The 18,047-nt window shown below is 69.4% G+C and carries 20 protein-coding genes and 1 tRNA gene; 12 read left to right on the top strand and 9 right to left on the bottom strand.

The window, feature by feature from the left end:
* Window positions 1–28: 28 nt before the first annotated feature.
* The gene (locus tag ACGFNI_RS20795; RefSeq protein WP_393685739.1) at window positions 29–625 is read right to left on the bottom strand and encodes an isochorismatase family protein; all 597 of its coding nucleotides are present in this window, start codon (window positions 623–625) and stop codon (window positions 29–31) included.
* A gap of 160 nt (window positions 626–785) precedes the next feature.
* Window positions 786–2,114, bottom strand: coding sequence for a nicotinate phosphoribosyltransferase (locus tag ACGFNI_RS20790; protein ID WP_393685737.1), 1,329 nt, complete (start codon window positions 2,112–2,114; stop codon window positions 786–788).
* A 142-nt stretch (window positions 2,115–2,256) separates the two neighbouring features.
* Between ACGFNI_RS20790 and clpS the strand changes: the two genes are divergently transcribed.
* The 7 genes from clpS to ACGFNI_RS20755 all read left to right on the top strand — a co-directional run bounded on the left by clpS (window position 2,257) and on the right by ACGFNI_RS20755 (window position 7,212).
* A complete protein-coding gene (gene clpS, locus ACGFNI_RS20785) occupies window positions 2,257–2,607 on the top strand; it encodes an ATP-dependent Clp protease adapter ClpS (RefSeq protein WP_393685735.1) in 351 nt (116 codons plus the stop codon).
* The gene (locus ACGFNI_RS20780; RefSeq protein ID WP_393685733.1) at window positions 2,607–3,203 is read left to right on the top strand and encodes a DUF2017 domain-containing protein; all 597 of its coding nucleotides are present in this window, start codon (window positions 2,607–2,609) and stop codon (window positions 3,201–3,203) included. Before clpS ends, ACGFNI_RS20780 begins: the two co-directional genes overlap by 1 nt.
* 311 nt (window positions 3,204–3,514) lie before the next feature.
* On the top strand, window positions 3,515–4,981 hold the full coding sequence (locus tag ACGFNI_RS20775; RefSeq protein ID WP_393685732.1) for an amino acid permease: 1,467 nt from the start codon (window positions 3,515–3,517) through the stop codon (window positions 4,979–4,981).
* Between the two features lie 116 nt (window positions 4,982–5,097).
* Window positions 5,098–5,523 (top strand): Mov34/MPN/PAD-1 family protein, encoded by a 426-nt coding sequence (locus ACGFNI_RS20770; RefSeq protein ID WP_393685730.1) that lies wholly within the window; start codon window positions 5,098–5,100, stop codon window positions 5,521–5,523.
* Between the two features lie 134 nt (window positions 5,524–5,657).
* The gene (locus tag ACGFNI_RS20765; RefSeq protein ID WP_393685728.1) at window positions 5,658–5,831 is read left to right on the top strand and encodes a putative leader peptide; all 174 of its coding nucleotides are present in this window, start codon (window positions 5,658–5,660) and stop codon (window positions 5,829–5,831) included.
* Window positions 5,832–5,926: 95 nt separating this feature from the next.
* Window positions 5,927–6,259, top strand: coding sequence for a MoaD/ThiS family protein (locus ACGFNI_RS20760; protein WP_393685727.1), 333 nt, complete (start codon window positions 5,927–5,929; stop codon window positions 6,257–6,259).
* Window positions 6,260–6,261: 2 nt separating this feature from the next.
* Entirely contained in the window at window positions 6,262–7,212 is a 951-nt protein-coding gene (locus tag ACGFNI_RS20755; protein WP_393685725.1) for a PLP-dependent cysteine synthase family protein, read from the top strand.
* Window positions 7,213–7,290: 78 nt separating this feature from the next.
* Here ACGFNI_RS20755 and ACGFNI_RS20750 read toward each other — a convergent pair whose 3' ends face one another.
* A complete protein-coding gene (locus ACGFNI_RS20750) occupies window positions 7,291–7,812 on the bottom strand; it encodes a type II toxin-antitoxin system PemK/MazF family toxin (protein WP_393685724.1) in 522 nt (173 codons plus the stop codon).
* A 291-nt stretch (window positions 7,813–8,103) separates the two neighbouring features.
* Here ACGFNI_RS20750 and ACGFNI_RS20745 point away from each other — a divergent pair, with 291 nt between their 5' ends.
* The gene (locus ACGFNI_RS20745) at window positions 8,104–8,856 is read left to right on the top strand and encodes an MBL fold metallo-hydrolase (RefSeq protein ID WP_393685722.1); all 753 of its coding nucleotides are present in this window, start codon (window positions 8,104–8,106) and stop codon (window positions 8,854–8,856) included.
* A gap of 95 nt (window positions 8,857–8,951) precedes the next feature.
* On the opposite strand, the gene ACGFNI_RS20740 is transcribed toward ACGFNI_RS20745, so the two are convergent.
* Window positions 8,952–10,205 (bottom strand): PTS transporter subunit EIIC, encoded by a 1,254-nt coding sequence (locus ACGFNI_RS20740; RefSeq protein ID WP_393685721.1) that lies wholly within the window; start codon window positions 10,203–10,205, stop codon window positions 8,952–8,954.
* 294 nt (window positions 10,206–10,499) lie between these two features.
* A complete protein-coding gene (locus ACGFNI_RS20735; protein WP_393685720.1) occupies window positions 10,500–11,810 on the bottom strand; it encodes a PTS transporter subunit EIIC in 1,311 nt (436 codons plus the stop codon).
* Here ACGFNI_RS20735 and ACGFNI_RS20730 point away from each other — a divergent pair.
* The 4 genes from ACGFNI_RS20730 (at window position 11,749) to rdgB (ending at window position 14,474) form a co-directional block, all read left to right on the top strand.
* On the top strand, window positions 11,749–12,270 hold the full coding sequence (locus tag ACGFNI_RS20730; protein WP_393685718.1) for a glucose PTS transporter subunit EIIB: 522 nt from the start codon (window positions 11,749–11,751) through the stop codon (window positions 12,268–12,270). The genes ACGFNI_RS20735 and ACGFNI_RS20730 overlap by 62 nt on opposite strands.
* Window positions 12,271–12,539: 269 nt before the next feature.
* The gene (rph, locus tag ACGFNI_RS20725) at window positions 12,540–13,271 is read left to right on the top strand and encodes a ribonuclease PH (protein WP_393685716.1); all 732 of its coding nucleotides are present in this window, start codon (window positions 12,540–12,542) and stop codon (window positions 13,269–13,271) included.
* 156 nt (window positions 13,272–13,427) lie between these two features.
* Window positions 13,428–13,835, top strand: a complete 408-nt coding sequence (locus tag ACGFNI_RS20720; RefSeq protein ID WP_393685714.1) for a hypothetical protein — start codon at window positions 13,428–13,430, stop codon at window positions 13,833–13,835.
* Between the two features lie 9 nt (window positions 13,836–13,844).
* Window positions 13,845–14,474, top strand: coding sequence for an RdgB/HAM1 family non-canonical purine NTP pyrophosphatase (rdgB, locus tag ACGFNI_RS20715; RefSeq protein ID WP_393685712.1), 630 nt, complete (start codon window positions 13,845–13,847; stop codon window positions 14,472–14,474).
* An 82-nt stretch (window positions 14,475–14,556) separates the two neighbouring features.
* On the opposite strand, the gene ACGFNI_RS20710 is transcribed toward rdgB, so the two are convergent.
* From ACGFNI_RS20710 to ACGFNI_RS20695, 4 genes are all read right to left on the bottom strand, one after another.
* A tRNA-Leu gene (locus ACGFNI_RS20710) sits at window positions 14,557–14,643 on the bottom strand.
* Between the two features lie 12 nt (window positions 14,644–14,655).
* On the bottom strand, window positions 14,656–15,420 hold the full coding sequence (locus ACGFNI_RS20705) for an HNH endonuclease signature motif containing protein (RefSeq protein ID WP_393685710.1): 765 nt from the start codon (window positions 15,418–15,420) through the stop codon (window positions 14,656–14,658).
* A gap of 7 nt (window positions 15,421–15,427) precedes the next feature.
* Window positions 15,428–16,078, bottom strand: coding sequence for an HNH endonuclease signature motif containing protein (locus ACGFNI_RS20700; RefSeq protein ID WP_393685709.1), 651 nt, complete (start codon window positions 16,076–16,078; stop codon window positions 15,428–15,430).
* 164 nt (window positions 16,079–16,242) lie between these two features.
* Entirely contained in the window at window positions 16,243–17,781 is a 1,539-nt protein-coding gene (locus tag ACGFNI_RS20695) for an MFS transporter (protein WP_393685707.1), read from the bottom strand.
* Window positions 17,782–18,047: the final 266 nt, after the last annotated feature.

Raw genomic sequence — 18,047 nt, 5'->3', positions numbered from 1 at the left:
GGACGGCCGACGGGCTCCGGCGGCCGGGTCAGCCGGTGGCGACCACCGGCTTGCCGGACAGCTCGGCGCCCGCCTCCCGCAGCTCGGCCAGCGTCCGCTCGGTGGTGTGCGGGGACACCCCCGCCGTCAGGTCGAGGAGCACACGGGTGCGCAGCCCGGCCCGCAGCGCGTCCAGCGCGGTGGCCCGTACGCAGTGGTCGGTGGCGAGTCCGACCACGTCGACCTCGGTGACCCGGTGGGCGCGCAGCCAGTCGGCGAGCGAGGTGCCGTTCTCGTCCGTGCCCTCGAAACCGCTGTACGCGGCCTCGTACGCGCCCTTGTCGAAGACCGCGTCGATGGCGCCTGAGGCGACGGCGGGCGCGAAGTTCGCGTGGAAGCCGCTGCCTTCGGTGCCGGCCACGCAGTGCACCGGCCAGGAGTTCTCGTAGTCCGGCCGGTCGGAGAAGTGGTCGCCCGGATCGATGTGGTGGTCGCGGGTGGCCACCACGTGGCGGTAGCCGCTGCCCGCGGCGCGGCCCACCAGGTCGGTGATGGCCGCGGCGACGTCCGCGCCGCCCGCCACCGCGAGGCTGCCGCCCTCGCAGAAGTCGTTCTGTACGTCGACGACGAGCAGTGCCCGGTGCATGGTGCGTGCCTTCCGGATGGAGGTCGGGGAGCCCGCCGCGACGGGGTTCTCCGGTGGTGTGACCGAGGGTAGTCACCTTCCGGCCCGAGCGGGAGTGGCCGGATGGGGCCGTCCGCCGGGCCGGCCGGGCGGGGGCATGCGCCCGCGCCCGGCGGTGGCGTCAGACGTATTCGGTCGGGATCACGGCCTCGCCGCGGGAGAGCTGGGTCGCCGACAGCGGCAGCCCGGCGCGGGCCGTGATGTGCCGGTCCCGCACCGTGTCCAGCGGCTCGCGCGCCACCACATCGCCCGCGGTCACCAGCGGCACCAGCAACTGCCGCCCGGCCAGCTCGTCGGGCACCTCGCCGGTCCCCACGACCTCGGCCTCGGCCACGCCGTCCTCGTCCAGCCGGCGCGCGGCCCACTTACGGCCGCCGACGGACGACTTGGCGCCCATCGACTTCTTGGCCACCGCCTTCAGCGGGGCGTCCGGGGCGTTGCTGTCCGCCCGCGCCACCAGCTTGTAGACCATCGAGCAGGTCGGGTGGCCGCTGCCGGTCACCAGCTGGGTGCCGACGCCGTACGCGTCCACCGGCGCGGCGGCGAGCGAGGCGATGGCGTACTCGTCCAGATCGCTGGTCACCACGATCTTGGTGTCCTTGGCGCCCAGTTCGTCGAGCTGCTGGCGGACCCGGTGGGCGATCAGCAGCAGGTCGCCGGAGTCGATCCGGACCGCGCCGAGTCCAGGACCCGCGACCTCCACGGCGGTGCGGACCGCCTCGGCCACGTCGAAGGTGTCCACCAGCAGTGTCGTGCCGCTGCCGAGGGTGTCGACCTGCGCGGTGAAGGCGTCCCGCTCGGTGTCGTGCAGCAGGGTGAAGGCGTGTGCGCTGGTGCCGACGGTGGGGATGTTGTAGCGGAAGCCGGCCGCCAGGTCGGACGTGGTGTGGAAGCCGCCGACGTACGCGGAGCGGGCCGCGGCCACCGCCGCCAGCTCGTGGGTGCGGCGGGCGCCCATCTCCATCAGCGGGCGGTTTCCGGCCGCAACCGACATCCGGGACGCGGCGGCGGCCACCGCGGAGTCGTGGTTGAGGATGGAGAGGATCACCGTCTCCAGCACCACCGCCTCGGCGAAGGTGCCCTCGACCCGCATGATCGGGGAGCCGGGGAAGTAGACCTCGCCCTCCGGATAGCCCCAGATGTCGCCGCGGAAGCGGTAGCCGGCCAGCCACTTGAGCGTCGGCTCGTCCAGGATGCCGCGCTCGCGCAGGAAGCCGAGGATGGTCTCGTCGAACCGGAAGTTCTCCACCGCGTCCAGCACCCGGCCGGTGCCGGCCACCACGCCGTAGCGGCGGCCCTCGGGCAGCCTCCGGGTGAAGACCTCGAAGACCGAGCGCCGGTCCGCGTTCCCGGACCGCAAGGCGGCCTGCAGCATGGTGAGTTCGTACTGGTCGGTGAAGAGCGCAGTCGACGGCACGGCCACCGGCAGCCCCAGGTCTGCTGTGTTCATGAAGGAGATGCTACCCCCATTACTCGTCACTCTGACGATTTCGGGTCGGGGCGGCAGCCGATGGCCGTCGGCTGCCGTGCGGGAGGTGCGTACCTGTGGGGCGTTTGTGCGCCGCCCGGCCCCGGGTGGCAGCATGGGGCACGTGAGCGCTCATCCGTCACCCACGATCACTCTCCGGCCGCACCGCTGCACCCTCAGCGTCCCGGTGGAGATCGAACGTCCCGAGTCGAGCGAGGCTCCCTATGAGGTGCCGGAACCCGACGTCCCGTGGGTCACGATCGTCCACAACGACCCCGTCAACCTCATGAGCTACGTCTCCTATGTCTTCCAGTCCTACTTCGGCTACAGCAAGGACAAGGCCCACCAGTTGATGCTCGACGTCCATCACAAGGGCCGCGCGATCGTCTCCAGCGGCAGCCGCGAGGAAATGGAACGCGACGTACAGGCCATGCACGGCTACGGCCTGTGGGCGACCCTCCAGCAGGACCGCTGATGGCCGGCCACTTCGAGCCCCAGCCCGGCGGCGGCGCCGCCGTCACCCTCGACGAGGTCGAGATCTCCATCCTGCGCAGCCTCGCCGTGCAGCTCCTCGAACTCGTCGGCCCGGGGGACGAGCCCGGCGACGGCGGGAGCGACGACCTGCTCGCCTCGGTCTTCAACGACGGCCCCAGCGAGCCGCCCGCCGACCCCGTCCTGGCCCGCCTCTTCCCGGACGCGTACGGCGGCCCCGACGTGGTGCCGGACGACGACGTGCGCGCCGCGTCAGGCGAGTTCCGCCGCTACACCGAGAACGATCTTCGCGCCCGCAAGCGTGACGACGCCCTGGTGCTGATCCGCTCGCTGGACGCACTGTCGGCCGACCCGGAGACGGGCGCCGTGCTGCGCCTGGAGCCCGGCGAGTGCCGGCAGTGGCTCGGTACCCTCAACGACCTCCGGCTGGCCATCGGCACCCGCCTCGACGTCACGGACGAGGACGACGGCGGGGAGCTGCTGCGGCTGCCCGACACCGACCCGCGCAAGCCCATGGTGCTGGCCTACCTCTGGCTCGGCGGGCTCCAGGAAACACTTGTCGAATCGCTGATGTCCTGAAACCTGGTTACCATTCCGGGGACATTCGCTCAGCGGATGCTCAAATCCGGATAACGATCCCATCACCACACGCGTGCGCCTTGCCGAGTCTTTAGGGCTTTGTCCTGATTTTCGTGCGGCCCTGCCCCGGGGCATCCCTGGTCGGCTTACAAGGCGCCGTGATAGATGTTCACGACCTGCCGTGAGTGACGCCACCCCTGTCGCTGCGGGAGCGCTGAGCCGGCCGACCGTCGGCGTGCAGGAACTCCATCCGGGGGGATCGGAACCCGATCCGGACAGACCGGGTCGGTATGGAGAAAGGCGCACCACTCATGACCTCTGTGCAGGTCGACAAGCAGCACGACGGCAATGAGGCCGCTGGGAAAGGCTCGGGAGAGGGCTACCAGCGGGGTCTGGGTAATCGCCAGATCCAGATGATCGCCATTGGTGGCGCCATCGGTACCGGCCTGTTCCTGGGGGCGGGCAAGGCGATATCCAAGGCGGGGCCCAGCATCATCCTGGCCTACGCGATCGTCGGTCTCGTCATCTTCTTCATCATGCGGGCACTGGGCGAACTGCTCATGTACCGGCCCGTCTCCGGCTCCTTCTCGGAGTACGGACGCGAATTCCTCGGCCCGTTCATCGGCTTCGTGACCGGCTGGACGTACTGGCTGTTCTGGGTCGTCACCGGCATCACCGAGGTAACTGCCGCGGCCACCTATATTCACTACTGGAACCAGGACATCCCACAATGGGTGTCCTCATTGATCTTCACCGTTGCACTCTTCGGCATCAATCTGATCTCCGTGAAGATCTTCGGAGAGCTGGAATTCTGGTTCTCGATGGTCAAGGTCACCGCGATCATCGGAATGATCCTCATAGGTCTCGGCGTCATCATCATCGGCTTCTCCGACGCCGGTGACACCGCTTCCTTCTCCCTTCTCTGGTCCGACGGCGGTTTCTTCCCCAAGGGCGTCGGCGGCACGCTGATGACCCTGCAGATCGTGATGTTCGCGTTCCTCGCCGTCGAACTCGTCGGCGTCACCGCGGGCGAGGCCAAGGACCCGAAGAAGGTCCTGCCCAAGGCGATCAACACCGTTCCGTGGCGCATCGGCCTCTTCTACATCGGCGCGCTCATCATCATTCTGTCCGTCGTCAGCTGGACGGCCTTCGCGCCGAACGTCAGCCCCTTCGTCGAGGCGTTCCGGCACATCGGCCTCCCGGCCGGCGCCGGCATCGTCAACTTCGTCGTGCTGACCGCCGCGCTGTCGTCCGCCAACTCCGGCATGTACTCCACCGGCCGCATGCTGCGGGACCTCGCACTCAACGGCCAGGGCCCGAAGCTCTTCACGCACCTCAGCAAGAACGGCCTGCCCACCTGGGGCACCGGCGTCTCCGTCGCGATGATGCTGGTGGGTGTCTGGATCAACTACCAGTGGCCCGGCGACGCGTTCAACTACGTCGTCTCCTTCGCCACCATCTCCGGCATGTGGGCCTGGATCGTCATCCTGCTCTCGCAGCTGCGCTTCCGGGCCAAGGCCAACCGCGGTGAGCTGCCGCAGTCCGAGTTCAAGGCGCCGGGCGCCCCGTACACCTCGCTCTTCGCGCTCGCCTTCATCGCCATGGTGATCGTGATGATGGGTGTGGACCCGGACGCCCGGATCTCGCTGTACGCGGCGCCGGTGTGGGCCGTCATCCTGACCGTCGGCTACCTCGCCATCAAGCGCAGGGACGCCGCCACGGCCACCGCTGTCCCGGCGGCCAAGGGCACGCCTTCGGACGGGGACACGAAGGGCTGACCCTCACTCCCGTCCCAGCATGCGGGCCCGTACGTACCACTCTCCGGTACGTGCGGGCCCGTCGGCCGTCCGCACCCTTTCCCGGGCGCCGCGGCGGGCCCTCTTATCCTTGCCGCATGCTGACCCTTACCAAGGCCCTTCACGACCAGATCGTCGCGCACTCCCGTAAGGACCACCCCGACGAGGCGTGCGGCGTCGTCGCGGGACCGGCCGGCAGTGGCCGTCCCGAGCGCTTCATCCCGATGCTGAACGCCGCCCGCTCGCCCACGTTCTACGAGTTCGACTCGGCGGACCTGCTCAAGCTCTACCGCGAGATGGACGACAGGGACGAGGAGCCGGTGATCGTCTACCACTCGCACACCGCCACCGAGGCGTACCCGTCGCGCACCGACATCTCGTACGCGAACGAGCCGGGCGCGCACTATGTCCTGGTATCCACCGCTGACGCCGACGATGCCGGACCCTTCCAGTTCCGCTCGTTCCGCATCGTGGACGGCGTGGTCACCGAGGAACCGGTCGAGCTGGTGGATTCGTACGCCTGACCTGGGGCTTCCTCGGCCACTGCGGGTACGGGCCGAGATGGCGGCCCGTACCGCGTCCCACCTGGCGTACACCCACCGTCCGCATCATGGGACGAGGTTCCAATACCCGGACCGGGAATCGCTACGATGACCACATGGTTGACCACGACGTGCGCGAGAAGAGGAGGGCCATGCACCAGCAGGCTCCGCTCGCCACGCGTCGCTCCGCCTCCGCCCTGCTGGGCGCCTTCGGCTGCGGAGCCGCCCGGCTGCACATCGACCTGTGCCGCCTGGCCGGCGCCATCTGTACGCGCCGCGCCGCCGCCTGAGCCGCAGCTCCGCGCCCCCGACGCACCCGCACCGCCGCAGGCCGTGCACTCGGGACGTACGCCACCCGCCACCGCACTCCGACAGGAGCACTCTCATGGCCATCGAGGTCCGAATCCCGACCATCCTGCGCACCTACACCGAAGGCGCCAAGGCCGTCGAGGGCAGCGGGGCGACCCTCGCCGACCTCTTCGCCGACCTGGAGAGCCGGCACGCCGGCATCCGCGAGCGCCTCGTCGACGGCGAGCAGCTGCGCCGCTTCGTGAACGTCTACCTCAACGACGAGGACGTGCGCTTCCTGGAAGGCATCTCCACCAAGCTCACCGACGGCGACCACGTCACGATCCTGCCGGCCGTGGCGGGCGGATCCGCCGCGGCGACGCCGCGTCCTGCCGGAGTGGCGTCCTGGCGACGAGCCGGGACGGTCTGACGGTGCGGTACGACTCCCCGCTGGCGGCGGTCGGGAACACCCCGCTCGTCCGCCTGCCGCGCCTCTCGCCATCCGACGACGTCCGCATCTGGGCGAAGCTGGAGGACCGCAACCCCACGGGCTCGGTCAAGGACCGCCCCGCGCTGCACATGATCGAGCAGGCGGAGAAGGCCGGCCGGCTCACCCCCGGCTGCACGATCCTGGAGCCGACCAGCGGCAACACCGGCATCTCGCTCGCCATGGCGGCCAAGCTCAAGGGCTACCGCATCGTCTGCGTGATGCCGGAGAACACCTCGTCCGAGCGGCGCGAACTGCTCGCGATGTGGGGCGCCGAGATCATCTCGTCGCCCGCGGCGGGCGGCTCCAACACCGCCGTACGGGTCGCCAAGGAACTCGCCGCCGAACACCCCGACTGGGTGATGCTCTACCAGTACGGCAACCCCGACAACGCCGGTGCGCACTACGCCACCACCGGCCCCGAGATCTTCGCCGACCTGCCGTCCGTCACCCACTTCGTGGCGGGCCTCGGCACCACAGGCACACTGATGGGCGTCGGCCGCTACCTGCGCGAGAAGGTCCCCGGCATCCAGATCGTCGCCGCCGAACCGCGCTACGACGACGTCGTCTACGGGCTGCGCAACCTCGATGAGGGCTTCATCCCGGAGCTGTACGACGAGTCGCAGCTCACCACCCGCTTCTCCGTCGGCTCCCAGGACGCGGTCGCCCGTACCCGCGAACTCCTCACCGAGGAAGGCATCTTCGCCGGAATCTCCACTGGCGCCGCCCTGCACGCGGCCATCGGTGTCGGCAAGAAGGCGCTGCGCGCCGGGCAGAGCGCCGACATCGTCTTCGTCGTCGCCGACGGCGGCTGGAAGTACCTCTCCACCGGCGTCTACACCGCCGAGTCGACCGAGGCGGCCATCGCCACCCTGCACGGCCAGCTCTGGGCCTGACCGCCTGACCCCTTCTGCACCGCCTGCGGGCGGGCCCGGACCTCACGGGCCCGCCCGCAGGCCGTCGCACGGCAGGACCTAGCTTCCCAAGTGCCGCACCCGGTCCCACACCAGCGGGTCGGCGACACCCGCGCGGCGCCGGAAGGCGTCCGCCGCCACCTCCCGCAGCTCGTCCGTCTCCAGATAGCTCCGGCGGCCCCGCGCGTCACCGACCGCCCCCGGGGGCAGCGGGATCACCCCGGGCCGCTCCTCGTGGTGCCGCGTGGTGATCTTGATGACGAGTGCCGTGCCGCCGCGCACCGACAGCACCAGGCAGGGCCGGTCCTTCGCACCGGCCGGGGTGTCCTCGTATGGAACCCGCGCCCACCAGATCTCGCCGGGCGCCGGACGGGTGGTCGTCCCGGGCCGCGCCGTGCCGCCGTCCGCGCGCCGGCCGACGGTGGTCCGCCGGCCGCGCCGCGGCGGACGGGCCGGTCCCGGCCTTGTGGTGCGGCGCCCGCGGCGCGGCGGTCGCCGGCTCCGCCCGCGCCCGTCGACCACCGCGGCGACCAGCGCCAACGCGATCACGACCACCACACCCGGCCACCACGAGGTGTCCACACCCGCTCCCTCCACGCCGCAGGTCCTGCGACCGTACCGGCAGCCGCCGTCCGCGGCACAGGGGAGAGGCCCGCCGCACCTGCCCACCCGGACTGGTGATTCCGCCCACAGCTCGCCCCGCTGGAGGCGCCACACAACCCTTTGCGCCTTACGCTCGTGGGCACTGCACTGAGAGCCCGTGTCCGCCGAGTACCGCCGGGTTACCGCAGGAAACCTGCGTGGACCGCCGGACCGCACCACACGGCACGGGCCTGCCGCTCCGCCGCCCCCGCACAGGAGGTTCACGACCGTATGAAGCTCACTGTCGTCGGATGCTCGGGGTCGTTCCCTTCCACGGAATCGGCCTGTTCGAGCTACCTCCTGGAGGCCGACGGCTTCAGGCTGCTCCTCGACATGGGCAACGGCGCCCTCGGCGAGCTGCAGCGCCACACCGGTCTTTACGACCTCGACGCCGTACTCCTTTCGCACCTGCACGCCGATCACTGCATCGACCTCTGCGGCTACTTCGTCGTCCGCTACTACCGGCCGGACGGCGGCCGTTGCGCGCCGATGCCGGTCTACGGGCCGGCCGGCACCGAGCGCCGGCTGACCGCCGCGCACGCCGACCTGCCGCACGAAGGGGCGATGAGCGAGGTCTTCGACTTCCGCACCCTGACGCCGGGTTCGTTCACCATCGGCCCCTTCACCCTCCGCGCGGAACGGGTCAGCCACCCCGTCGAGGCGTTTGGCTTCCGGATCGAGCACGACGGCCGTTCGCTGACGTACTCAGGCGACACCGGCACCTGCGCGGCGCTCGACGACCTCGCCGACGGCACCGACCTCTTCCTGTGCGAGGCGTCCTTCACGCACGGCAAGGAGGACATCCCCGATCTGCACCTCAACGGCCGCGAGGCGGGGGAGCACGCGCAGCGGGCCGGCGCGGGACGGCTGGTGCTGACCCACATCCCGCCGTGGACCGACCCGGACATCAGCCTCCGCGACGCGCAGAAGGTCTACGACGGGCCCGTCGAGGTCGCCAGGGCCGGGACGGTCTACGAGATCTGAGGCCCGCCGCGCGGCTGGAGCGGCGCGCGGCCGGGACGCACAAGGGCCCCGGAACCGATCGGTTCCGGGGCCCTTTCCCGTGTACGGGGTGACCGCTACGCCTTCGTCAGGTCCTCGACCTCTTCCTCGGGTTCGCGGCCCGGGGTGGTGAGGTTGAACTTCTTGATGGCGAAGCGGAACAGGACGTAGTAGATGACGCTGAAGACCAGGCCGATCGGGATGATCAGCCAGGGCTTGGTGGCCAGGTTCCAGTTCAGTACGTAGTCGATGGCGCCGGCCGAGAAGGTGAAGCCGTCGTGCACACCGAAGGCCCAGGTGACGGCCATCGAGATCGCGGTCAGCACCGCGTGGATCCCGTACAGCACCGGGGCGATGAACATGAACGAGAACTCGATCGGCTCGGTGATGCCGCAGACGAAGGAGGTCAGCGCGAGCGAGACCATCATGCCCATCACGGCCTTGCGGCGCTCGGGGCGGGCGGCGTGCGCGATGGCGACGGCGGCGGCCGGCAGGCCGAACATCATGATCGGGAAGAAGCCCGACATGAACTGTCCGGCGGACGGGTCACCGGCGAAGAAGCGGCCGATGTCGCCGTGCGCGACCTTGCCCGCCGCGTCGGTGAAGTCACCGAGCTGGAACCACGAGACGGTGTTGACGAACTGGTGCATGCCGATCGGCAGCAGGGCGCGGTTGATCAGGCCGAAGAGGCCGGCGCCGCCCGCGCCGAGGCCGGTCATCCACTCGCCGAAGCTGGAGATGCCGTCGCCGATGGGCTCCCAGACCAGCACGAAGAGCACACCGACCGCGGTGCCGACGAAGGCCATGATGATCGGGACGAGCCGGCGGCCGTTGAAGAAGCCGAGCCAGTCGACCAGCTTCTTGCGGTGGTAGCGCTGCCACAGGGTCGCGGCGAGCAGCCCCATGATGATGCCGCCGAGCACGCCGGGGTTGTTGAGGACCGGCTCGACCCACTTGCCCTTCTCGATGTGTCCCTCGGTGACCGGGAACGCCTTGAGGACATTGCTGTAGACCAGGAAGCCGACCAGCGCGGCGAGCGCGGTGGAGCCATCGGCCTTCTTGGCGAAGCCGATGGCCACGCCTATGCAGAACAGCAGCGGCAGGTTGTCGAAGACGGCACCGCCGGCCGCGGCGAAGACCTTGCTGACGTCGATCCAGCCCAGACCGTCCTTGCCGAAGACGTCCGGCTGCCCCAGCCGGTTGAGGATGCCCGCCGCGGGCAGCACGGCGATCGGCAGCTGGAGGCTGCGGCCGATCTTCTGCAGGCCCTGGAACAGGCCGGAGCCCCGCTTCTTTGCGGGGGCCGCCTTCGCGGCAGTGGCCGAACTCATCGGATTCCTCCTGGTGAGGCGGGCACTCGGGAAGGGGGACGGCCCGCTTGTTGGTCTACACCACTCAGTGGTTTAGACCATTCTTAGCACGTAGCCCCGACATAAAGGAATCCATTCTTCCAAGTGGTGTGGACCACATGGCGACCGGCCCTCGGGTCAACGGGCCCAAAGGCCGGAAAAAGCGGGGCCGGCATCCAGGAAATGCGCTGCCGCGAACCTCACCGGCCCAGTGTGCACGGCGAGTTGGGGCGCGCGGACGGAAAAGCCCGATGCTCACGCACCGGACTTCCGCGACTACTTCACGTTGTCCCTCTCCAATTCCTCCGCCATGTCCTCCGGCTCACGCCCCGGAGTCGTCAGATCGAATTTCGTGATCACGAAGCGGAAGAGGACGTAGTAAACCACGGCGAAGCACAGACCGATCGGAATGATCAGCCACGGCTTGGTCGCAAGACCCCAGTTGATGACGTAGTCGATCAGACCCGCCGAAAAGCTGAAACTGTCGTGCACCCCCAGCGCCCAGCTGACCGCCATCGACACCCCCGTCAGCACCGCGTGGATCCCGTACAGCACCGGCGCGATGAACAGGAACGAGTACTCGATCGGCTCGGTCACCCCGGTCACGAACGACGTCAGCCCGACCGACAGCATCATGCCCCCGACCTCCTTGCGCCGGTGCGGCTTGGCGCAGTGCGCGATCGCCAGCGCGGCGGCAGGCAGCGCGAACATCATGATCGGGAAGAAGCCGGTGGTGAACTGCCCCGCGGTCGGATCGCCCGCCAGGAACCGGTTGATGTCGCCGTGCACGACCGTGCCGTCCGGCTTGGTGAAGTCGCCGAACTGGAACCAGACGAACGTATTCAGGAACTGGTGCAGCCCCACCACCAGCAACGCCCGGTTGGCGACACCGAAAATGCCGGAACCGACCCAGTCCAGATCCGTCAGCCACTTGCTGAAACTCGTCAGCGCATCACCGACCGGCGGCCAGACGAACAGGCACACCACGGCGAACGCCAGGCCCACGAAGGCCATCACGATCGGCACCAGCCGCCTGCCGTTGAAAAAACCCAGCCAGTCCACCAGCTTCACCCGGTGCAGCCGCTGCCAGAACCACGCAGCCGCGAACCCCATCAGAATGCCGCCGAACACCCCCGGATTCTGGAACGTCGCCTGCGCCACCGCCCCCTTGCCGTCCACGCACACCCCGCCCCACAGGCCCGCCTGCGTATACGTCTGCCCCACGGCGCAGTCCACCGGGAACTGGTGCAGCACCGAGTAATAGACGAGGAAGCCGGCCACCGCAGCCAGCGCCGTCGACCCGTCCGCCTTCTTCGCCATCCCGATCGCGACACCGATGCAGAACAGCAGCGGCAGACCGAGCCCCGAATCCAGCAGCGCACCGCCCGCCCCCACGAACACCTTGGCGACGTCGTCCCAGCCGAGACCGTCGGCGCCGAACACATCCGGCTGCCCCAGCCGGTTGAGAATGCCCGCGGCTGGCAGCACGGCGATGGGCAACTGAAGGCTGCGCCCCATCTTCTGCATGCCCTGGAAGGCGTTGGCCGCCCAGGTCTTACGGGGAGTCGCCGCCGCACCGGAACTCATCCGCCACCTCCCGGCAGGCCGCCCGTCACCGCGTCGCCCGCGGTGTGCCGCATACTGGTGGTGTAGACCAGTTGTGGTGCGATTCCGGGCCCCCGGCGCGCACTCCGGGTGCTCGCCATCCTTCGCCAGACGGCGGGCAAACGCCCATAAAACTGGGCTGAACGTGCGTTACGGTTCGTCAACCGCACGGCAGAACCGCCGGCGGCCGAGACAAGCAGGAGTGGACATGGCCAGCAAGGCTGAGAAGATCGTCGCCGGGCTCGGCGGACTCGACAACATCGAAGAGGTCGAGGGCTGCATCACCCGCCTCCGCACCGAGGTCGTCGACGCCTCCCTCGTCGACGAGGCCGCACTCAAGGCCGCAGGCGCCCACGGCGTCGTCAAGATGGGCACCGCGATCCAGGTCGTCATCGGCACCGACGCGGACCCCATCGCCGCCGACATCGAAGACATGATGTGAGCTGACCCCCAGGTCACCACCACGCGGGCCCCGCCCCCGGCAACCCACGCCAGGGACGGGGCCCGCGCCGTTCCCACTGGACGAGCGAGCCCGAAGCCGCGCCCGCTGCCTGGCGGGGTCCGGCACGCACGCTCGCGGCGTTGTCGTCGGTCGCCGACGCTCCGCGTCGACTCTCTCCTCCGCCTTGCGATCGCACGCACCGGACCCCGCCAGGCCCGCCCTCCGGGCGGACGACACGGCTTCGGACGCACTCATCTAGGCTCTACGCCATGTCTCGCATCGACGGCCGCACCCCCGAACAGCTCCGCCCCGTACGTCTCGAACGCGGCTGGAGCAAGCACGCCGAAGGCTCCGTCCTCGTCTCCTTCGGCGACACCAAAGTCTTCTGCACCGCATCCGTCACCGAAGGCGTCCCCCGCTGGCGCAAGGGCAGCGGCGAGGGCTGGGTCACCGCCGAGTACTCGATGCTGCCCCGCTCCACCAACACCCGCGGCGACCGCGAAGCCGTACGCGGCAAGATCGGCGGACGCACCCACGAGATCTCCCGCCTCATCGGCCGCTCCCTCCGCGCCGTCATCGACTTCAAGGCACTCGGCGAGAACACCATCGTCCTCGACTGCGACGTCCTCCAGGCCGACGGCGGCACCCGCACCGCCGCCATCACCGGCGCCTACGTCGCCCTCGCCGACGCCATCACCTGGGCCCAGGGCAAGAAGATCGTCAAGCACGGCCGCAAGCCGCTGACCGGCACCGTCTCCGCCGTCAGCGTCGGCATCGTCGACGGCACCCCGCTCCTCGACCTCTGCTACGAGGAAGACGTCCGCGCCGACACCGACATGAACGTCGTCTGCACCGGCGACGGCCGCTTCGTCGAGGTCCAGGGCACCGCCGAAGCCGAGCCCTTCGCCCGCGACGAACTCAACGCACTCCTCGACCTCGCCGTCAACGGCTGCGCCACACTCGACGCAGCCCAGCACGAGGCACTCGCCCGCACCCTCTGACGACGCCCCAGGACGGACGGGGCCACGGCGACCCACGCCCGCCCCGTCCACCAGGCCGGCCCCCCCAGATCCGGCCCATTCCGTCCCGGCAACCAAAAACCGGCCCCGTGCGTGTCATCCTTTGCCCGAGCATGACCCAAGGGGAGGAACCGCACCATGGCCCAGCACCCGCACCGCCGACGACCCGCCGCCGCCACCGGACTCGCCACACTCGCCGCGGCGGCCCTCGCCTTCCCCCTCCTCACCGCCTGCGGAGCGGTCGACACGGCCGTGAACTGCGCCAAGACCGCCACCGCCGTCGTCAACGGCGTCGACAGACTCCAGAAGAACGCAGGCGACGCACTCGACGACCCGCAGCGCACCGAAAAGGCCCTCGACGACATCGACAAGGACCTCAAGGGCATCGGCGACTCGACCGGCGACCCCGACCTCGCCAAGACCGTCACGAGCCTGCAGCGCGCCGTCGACAACGCACAGCGCGCCGTCGAGGACAACAAGGCCCCCGACCTCCAGCCCCTCGCGGACGCGGCCGGTGAACTCACCAAGGTCTGCACCCCGGGATAATCACGTCCCATGCAGCACACAACCGAACCGCGGACCCCCCGCCGCCTGATCCTCGCCACCCGCAACGCCGGCAAGATCACCGAACTCCGCGCCATCCTGGCCACCGTCGGCCTCGACGTCGAACTCGTCGGCGCCGACGCCTACCCGGAGGTCCCCGACGTCAAGGAAACCGGCGTCACCTTCGCCGAGAACGCCCTGCTGAAGGCGCACGCCCTGGCCCGCGCCACCGGCCATCCCGCCGTCGCCGACGACTCCGGCCTGTGCGTCGAGGTACTCGGCGGCGCCCCCGGCATCTTCTCCGCCCGCTGGTCAGGCCGGCACGGCGACGACCGCGCCAACCTCGCCCTGCTCCTCGCCCAGCTCTCCGACATCGACGACAACCACCGCGCCGCCCACTTCGCCTGCGCCGCCGCCCTGGCCCTCCCCGACGGCACCCAGCGCGTCGTCGAAGGCACCCTGCGCGGCACCCTGCGCCACACCCCCGCCGGCACCGGAGGCTTCGGCTACGACCCGATCCTCCAGCCCCTCGGCGAGACCCGCACCTGCGCCGAACTCACCGCCGACGAAAAGAACGCCATCAGCCACCGCGGCCAGGCGTTCCGGGCACTGGCACCGGTGGTGAAGGAACTCCTGGGCTGAGGCGGGCGGCTCACCCGCCGAAGGTCTGGCATGTATGGCGAAGGCCCGGCACGAGTGATCGTGCCGGGCCTTCGCCGATGCCTGGTGCGGCCGGAGGGACTCGAACCCTCAAGGGATTTCTCCCACAGCATCCTAAGTGCTGCGCGTAGGCCAATTCCGCCACGGCCGCTGGCCACCGGCGTCATCGTACCGGGCCGGGTGCGACCGACGGCATCGCCTTACCGGATCCCCCTGCCTGCTGGAACGCGGGCCCGTTCGTGCACTCCGCTGCGTCGGGTCGCCGCGTTGTCCTGCGGCTTCCGCCGCGACACCAAGTGTCGGTTATCGCATGGCAGTTGGGGCACAGTAGGCGCAGGTTGGCGGCTCGGTTGTCGCGCCAGTCGCCGTTGATGTGGTCCACTTCGAGCGTCATGGGACGGCCATGCCACGTGGGGCCCGTTCCGCACTCGGCACAGCGTTCGGGGACACCGGTCTGGCGGAGAGCGCGGCGCAACAGCACGCTCTTTTCGCGGTTGGCGCCGACCCGTTTCACGAGGATGCGCTCGGGCGGCTTCAGCGGAACGGTTCCCGGCTTCCCTCGCATGTGGCCCTGCCCCAGGAAGTGCGAGGTGTCGAGGCCGTCGTCGGTGATCCACTGCCTGAGGAGGGCGCGGGTCCTGGGGTTGTCGGGCAGGTTGAGTATCCGCAGGGTTGCCGCCAGAGAGATCGATCGGGTCACGGCGCGACGGAGCGCCACCTGCGATGGCCGGGGGCGATTGCGTACGAGGGTACGCCCCGCGGGGAAGTGCGAGACGTCGATGCCGTACTGCGCGAATCGTCTCAGCAGGTGCCGACGCAGCTCCGGGTAGGGGCGGGTGCCGAAGAAAGCGATGACTTCGTCGATCGTGGTGCAACATCGCGCTGCTTCGGCCAGAGATTCGGGTGTGTACCTCGTCCTCGCGGTCATGCCGTGGTCACCTTGCCTCAGCGGCGTTGCGTCGGCGCTTGTTGCGCCCCCGGTATGTGTCCGTCGCCGAGTGGCAGTTGGGGCAGAGCAGTCTGAGGTTCTCCCGGCGGTTGTTGCGCCAGTCGCCGTCGACGTGGTCCACCTCCAGAGGTAGCGGGCGGTGCCGCCAGACCGCCCCTGTGCCACAGCCCGCGCAGCGCTCATCGGCCCCGAGGGCCAGCAGGGCCTCCTCGAGGCGGCTGCTCGGTACTCGGCGGGTGGCGGTTTCCATCAGGAGTTCGTGAGGGGTGCGCTTCCGGCGTGCTGTGCCATTCCTCCGCCCCTGTGGCGTGAAATGCGAGGTGTCGACCCCGAGGCTGCGGATGCGTCTGCTGATGTGGGTGTGCTGCCCGCCCACCGGATCCAGCCCGAGCCGACGCAGAACCTCGCACATGTTCGCCGAACGGGCCACCGCCTCCTCAAGGGCCTCCCTCGTCCACCGTGCCCCCTCCCGTTCGAAATGGGAGGTGTCGACCCCCAGCGACCGGATCCGGTCGCGCAGATAACGCCGGGAGCGTCCCTTCGGATCCACCCCCAGCTTGGTCAGCGCCTCCGACAGCGTCCGTGACGTCGATGCCGCGGCGGCGAGCCGTTCCCTGGTGTACGGACTGGCCGGCATGTGCGCCCTCCCCGTTCTCCGCGCGGGCCCTTCCCGCACCCCCTCGAACAGAACAACGATCGAACGCCAAGACGGTTACGTGGGGTGAGGAAAAGAATGCGGAGGGTCCGGGTATGGCGAGGGCCCCGAGGTGCGTGCCCCGGGGCCCCTCGATGTGGCGTCGGTCAGAACTTCGGTTCCGTCGTCTGGGAGGTGATCATTTCGACCGCCTCCTCCTTGGTGGCGACGGAGGGCGGGGAGCCTTCCAGGGGCTGCTGGGCGGTTTCCTTCATGCAGGCCACGGCGATGACGCCGACGAGGGCTGCGCCCATCGTGTAGTAGGCGGGGACCATGACGTTCCCGTTGAACGCGCCCATCAGGGCCGTGATGACGAGCGGGGTGGTGCCGCCGAAGATCGAGACCGCGAGGTTGTAGCCGATGGAGAGCGAGCCGTAGCGGACGCTGGTGGGGAAGAGGGCGGGCAGGGCGGCGGACATGGTGCCCAGGAGGCAGACGAGGGAGAGGCCGAGGAGGGCCATGCCCCCGATGACCGTGGCGAAGCTGCCCTGCTTGACCAGGAGGAAGGCCGGGATGGACGTGATGAAGAAGCCGAGCATGCCGGTCATCAGCAGCGGCTTCCGGCCGAAGTGGTCGCTGAGCTTGCCGACGCTGCTGACGATCAGCATCAGGACGATCATGGTGCCGACCAGGATCAGCAGTCCGTGCGACTCCTTGTAGTGCAAGGTGTCGGTGAGGTACGTCGGCATGTACGACAGCAGCATGTAGTCGGTGATGTTGTACGCGCCGACGAGGGCGATGCACAGGATCAGCGTCGGCCACTGCTGGGCGAAGATCTCGCCGAGCTTCTTCTTCGGGGCGTTCTCCGACAGGTGCGAGAACTCCGCCTCGGCGTCGGTGGCGGAGCCCGTGGGCGTGTGGGTCTGGGACGCCTCCAGCTTCTGGAAGGCGGGGGTCTCGTCGAGCTTCATCCGCAGGTAGAGACCGACCAGGCCGAGCGGGCCCGCGACCAGGAACGGGATGCGCCAGCCCCACTGCACCATCGCCTCGTCGGTCAGCGCGGCGTTGAGGATCAGCACGATGCCGGCGGCGCCGGTGTAGCCGATCAGGGTGCCCATCTCCAGGAAGCTGCCGAAGTATCCGCGCTTCTTGTCGGGGGCGTACTCGGCTATGAAGGTCGAGGCGCCGCCGTACTCGCCGCCGGTGGAGAAGCCCTGGATGAGACGGAAGATGATCAGGAGTGCGGGCGACCAGAAGCCGATCGCCGCGTACGAGGGGATCAGGCCGATGCAGAGGGTGCCGATCGCCATCATGATCATGGTGAGGGCGAGGACCTTCTTGCGGCCGATGCGGTCGCCGAGCGGGCCGAAGTAGGCGCCGCCGAGTGGCCGTACGAGGAAGGCCACGGCGAACGTCGCGAACGTCGACAGCAGGCCGGCCGTGTCGCTGCCGCCGGGGAAGAAGACCTTGCTGATGACGACGGCGAGATAGGCGTAGATCCCGAAGTCGAACCACTCCATGGCGTTACCGAGGGCGGCGGCCTTCACGGCACGCTTGACCACCTTTTCGTCGGTGACCGTGATATCGGTGCGCCGGAGCTTGGGGTTCCTGCGCCGGGCTATGGCGCGGAAGAGCGCGCGGTGACGCTTCAGTGCTTCCGGGTCGTGTTCGGAAGCGTTCTCAGCTTCGGTGCTGCCGATCGGCACGAGGCGGTCCTCTCGTTCGGTCAGAGCGCGGGGTGCGCGATGGGGTACGACGAGTGCGCCTGCGCAGTCGAGCGCGGATCAAACCACTCTGGCGCCGGAACGCGATGTACGTCACTCGGGTTGGGCCGTCCGGATGACTTGTTCTGGCCTGCGGGTTTACGGGCCGGAGCGGGCTTTGGGAGCGCTTTCCGGCGGGGTGTGCCGTTACAGAACTGGTACACAGCCGCGGGGTCATCGCAGCGTCCGGGCAATCCGTCCGTGTGGCG

Source organism: Streptomyces sp. NPDC048644 (genome assembly GCF_043199105.1).
Lineage (GTDB): Bacteria > Actinomycetota > Actinomycetes > Streptomycetales > Streptomycetaceae > Streptomyces.
This window is presented reverse-complemented; position numbering and strand designations above follow the sequence as displayed.

Bases quoted from the DNA above. Each gene is read 5' to 3' on its own strand.
- ACGFNI_RS20780 (WP_393685733.1), top strand. From the start codon at position 2,607: ATGGCCGGCCACTTCGAGCCCCAGCCCGGCGGCGGCGCCGCCGTCACC.
- ACGFNI_RS20775 (WP_393685732.1), top strand. From the start codon at position 3,515: ATGACCTCTGTGCAGGTCGACAAGCAGCACGACGGCAATGAGGCCGCT.
- rdgB (WP_393685712.1), top strand. From the start codon at position 13,845: ATGCAGCACACAACCGAACCGCGGACCCCCCGCCGCCTGATCCTCGCC.
- ACGFNI_RS20740 (WP_393685721.1), bottom strand. From the start codon at position 10,205: ATGAGTTCGGCCACTGCCGCGAAGGCGGCCCCCGCAAAGAAGCGGGGC.
- ACGFNI_RS20730 (WP_393685718.1), top strand. From the start codon at position 11,749: ATGCCCTGGAAGGCGTTGGCCGCCCAGGTCTTACGGGGAGTCGCCGCC.
- ACGFNI_RS20735 (WP_393685720.1), bottom strand. From the start codon at position 11,810: ATGAGTTCCGGTGCGGCGGCGACTCCCCGTAAGACCTGGGCGGCCAAC.
- ACGFNI_RS20760 (WP_393685727.1), top strand. From the start codon at position 5,927: ATGGCCATCGAGGTCCGAATCCCGACCATCCTGCGCACCTACACCGAA.
- ACGFNI_RS20720 (WP_393685714.1), top strand. From the start codon at position 13,428: ATGGCCCAGCACCCGCACCGCCGACGACCCGCCGCCGCCACCGGACTC.
- ACGFNI_RS20765 (WP_393685728.1), top strand. From the start codon at position 5,658: ATGGTTGACCACGACGTGCGCGAGAAGAGGAGGGCCATGCACCAGCAG.
- ACGFNI_RS20790 (WP_393685737.1), bottom strand. From the start codon at position 2,114: ATGAACACAGCAGACCTGGGGCTGCCGGTGGCCGTGCCGTCGACTGCG.
- rph (WP_393685716.1), top strand. From the start codon at position 12,540: ATGTCTCGCATCGACGGCCGCACCCCCGAACAGCTCCGCCCCGTACGT.
- ACGFNI_RS20700 (WP_393685709.1), bottom strand. From the start codon at position 16,078: ATGCCGGCCAGTCCGTACACCAGGGAACGGCTCGCCGCCGCGGCATCG.
- ACGFNI_RS20795 (WP_393685739.1), bottom strand. From the start codon at position 625: ATGCACCGGGCACTGCTCGTCGTCGACGTACAGAACGACTTCTGCGAG.
- ACGFNI_RS20770 (WP_393685730.1), top strand. From the start codon at position 5,098: ATGCTGACCCTTACCAAGGCCCTTCACGACCAGATCGTCGCGCACTCC.
- ACGFNI_RS20745 (WP_393685722.1), top strand. From the start codon at position 8,104: ATGAAGCTCACTGTCGTCGGATGCTCGGGGTCGTTCCCTTCCACGGAA.
- ACGFNI_RS20705 (WP_393685710.1), bottom strand. From the start codon at position 15,420: ATGACCGCGAGGACGAGGTACACACCCGAATCTCTGGCCGAAGCAGCG.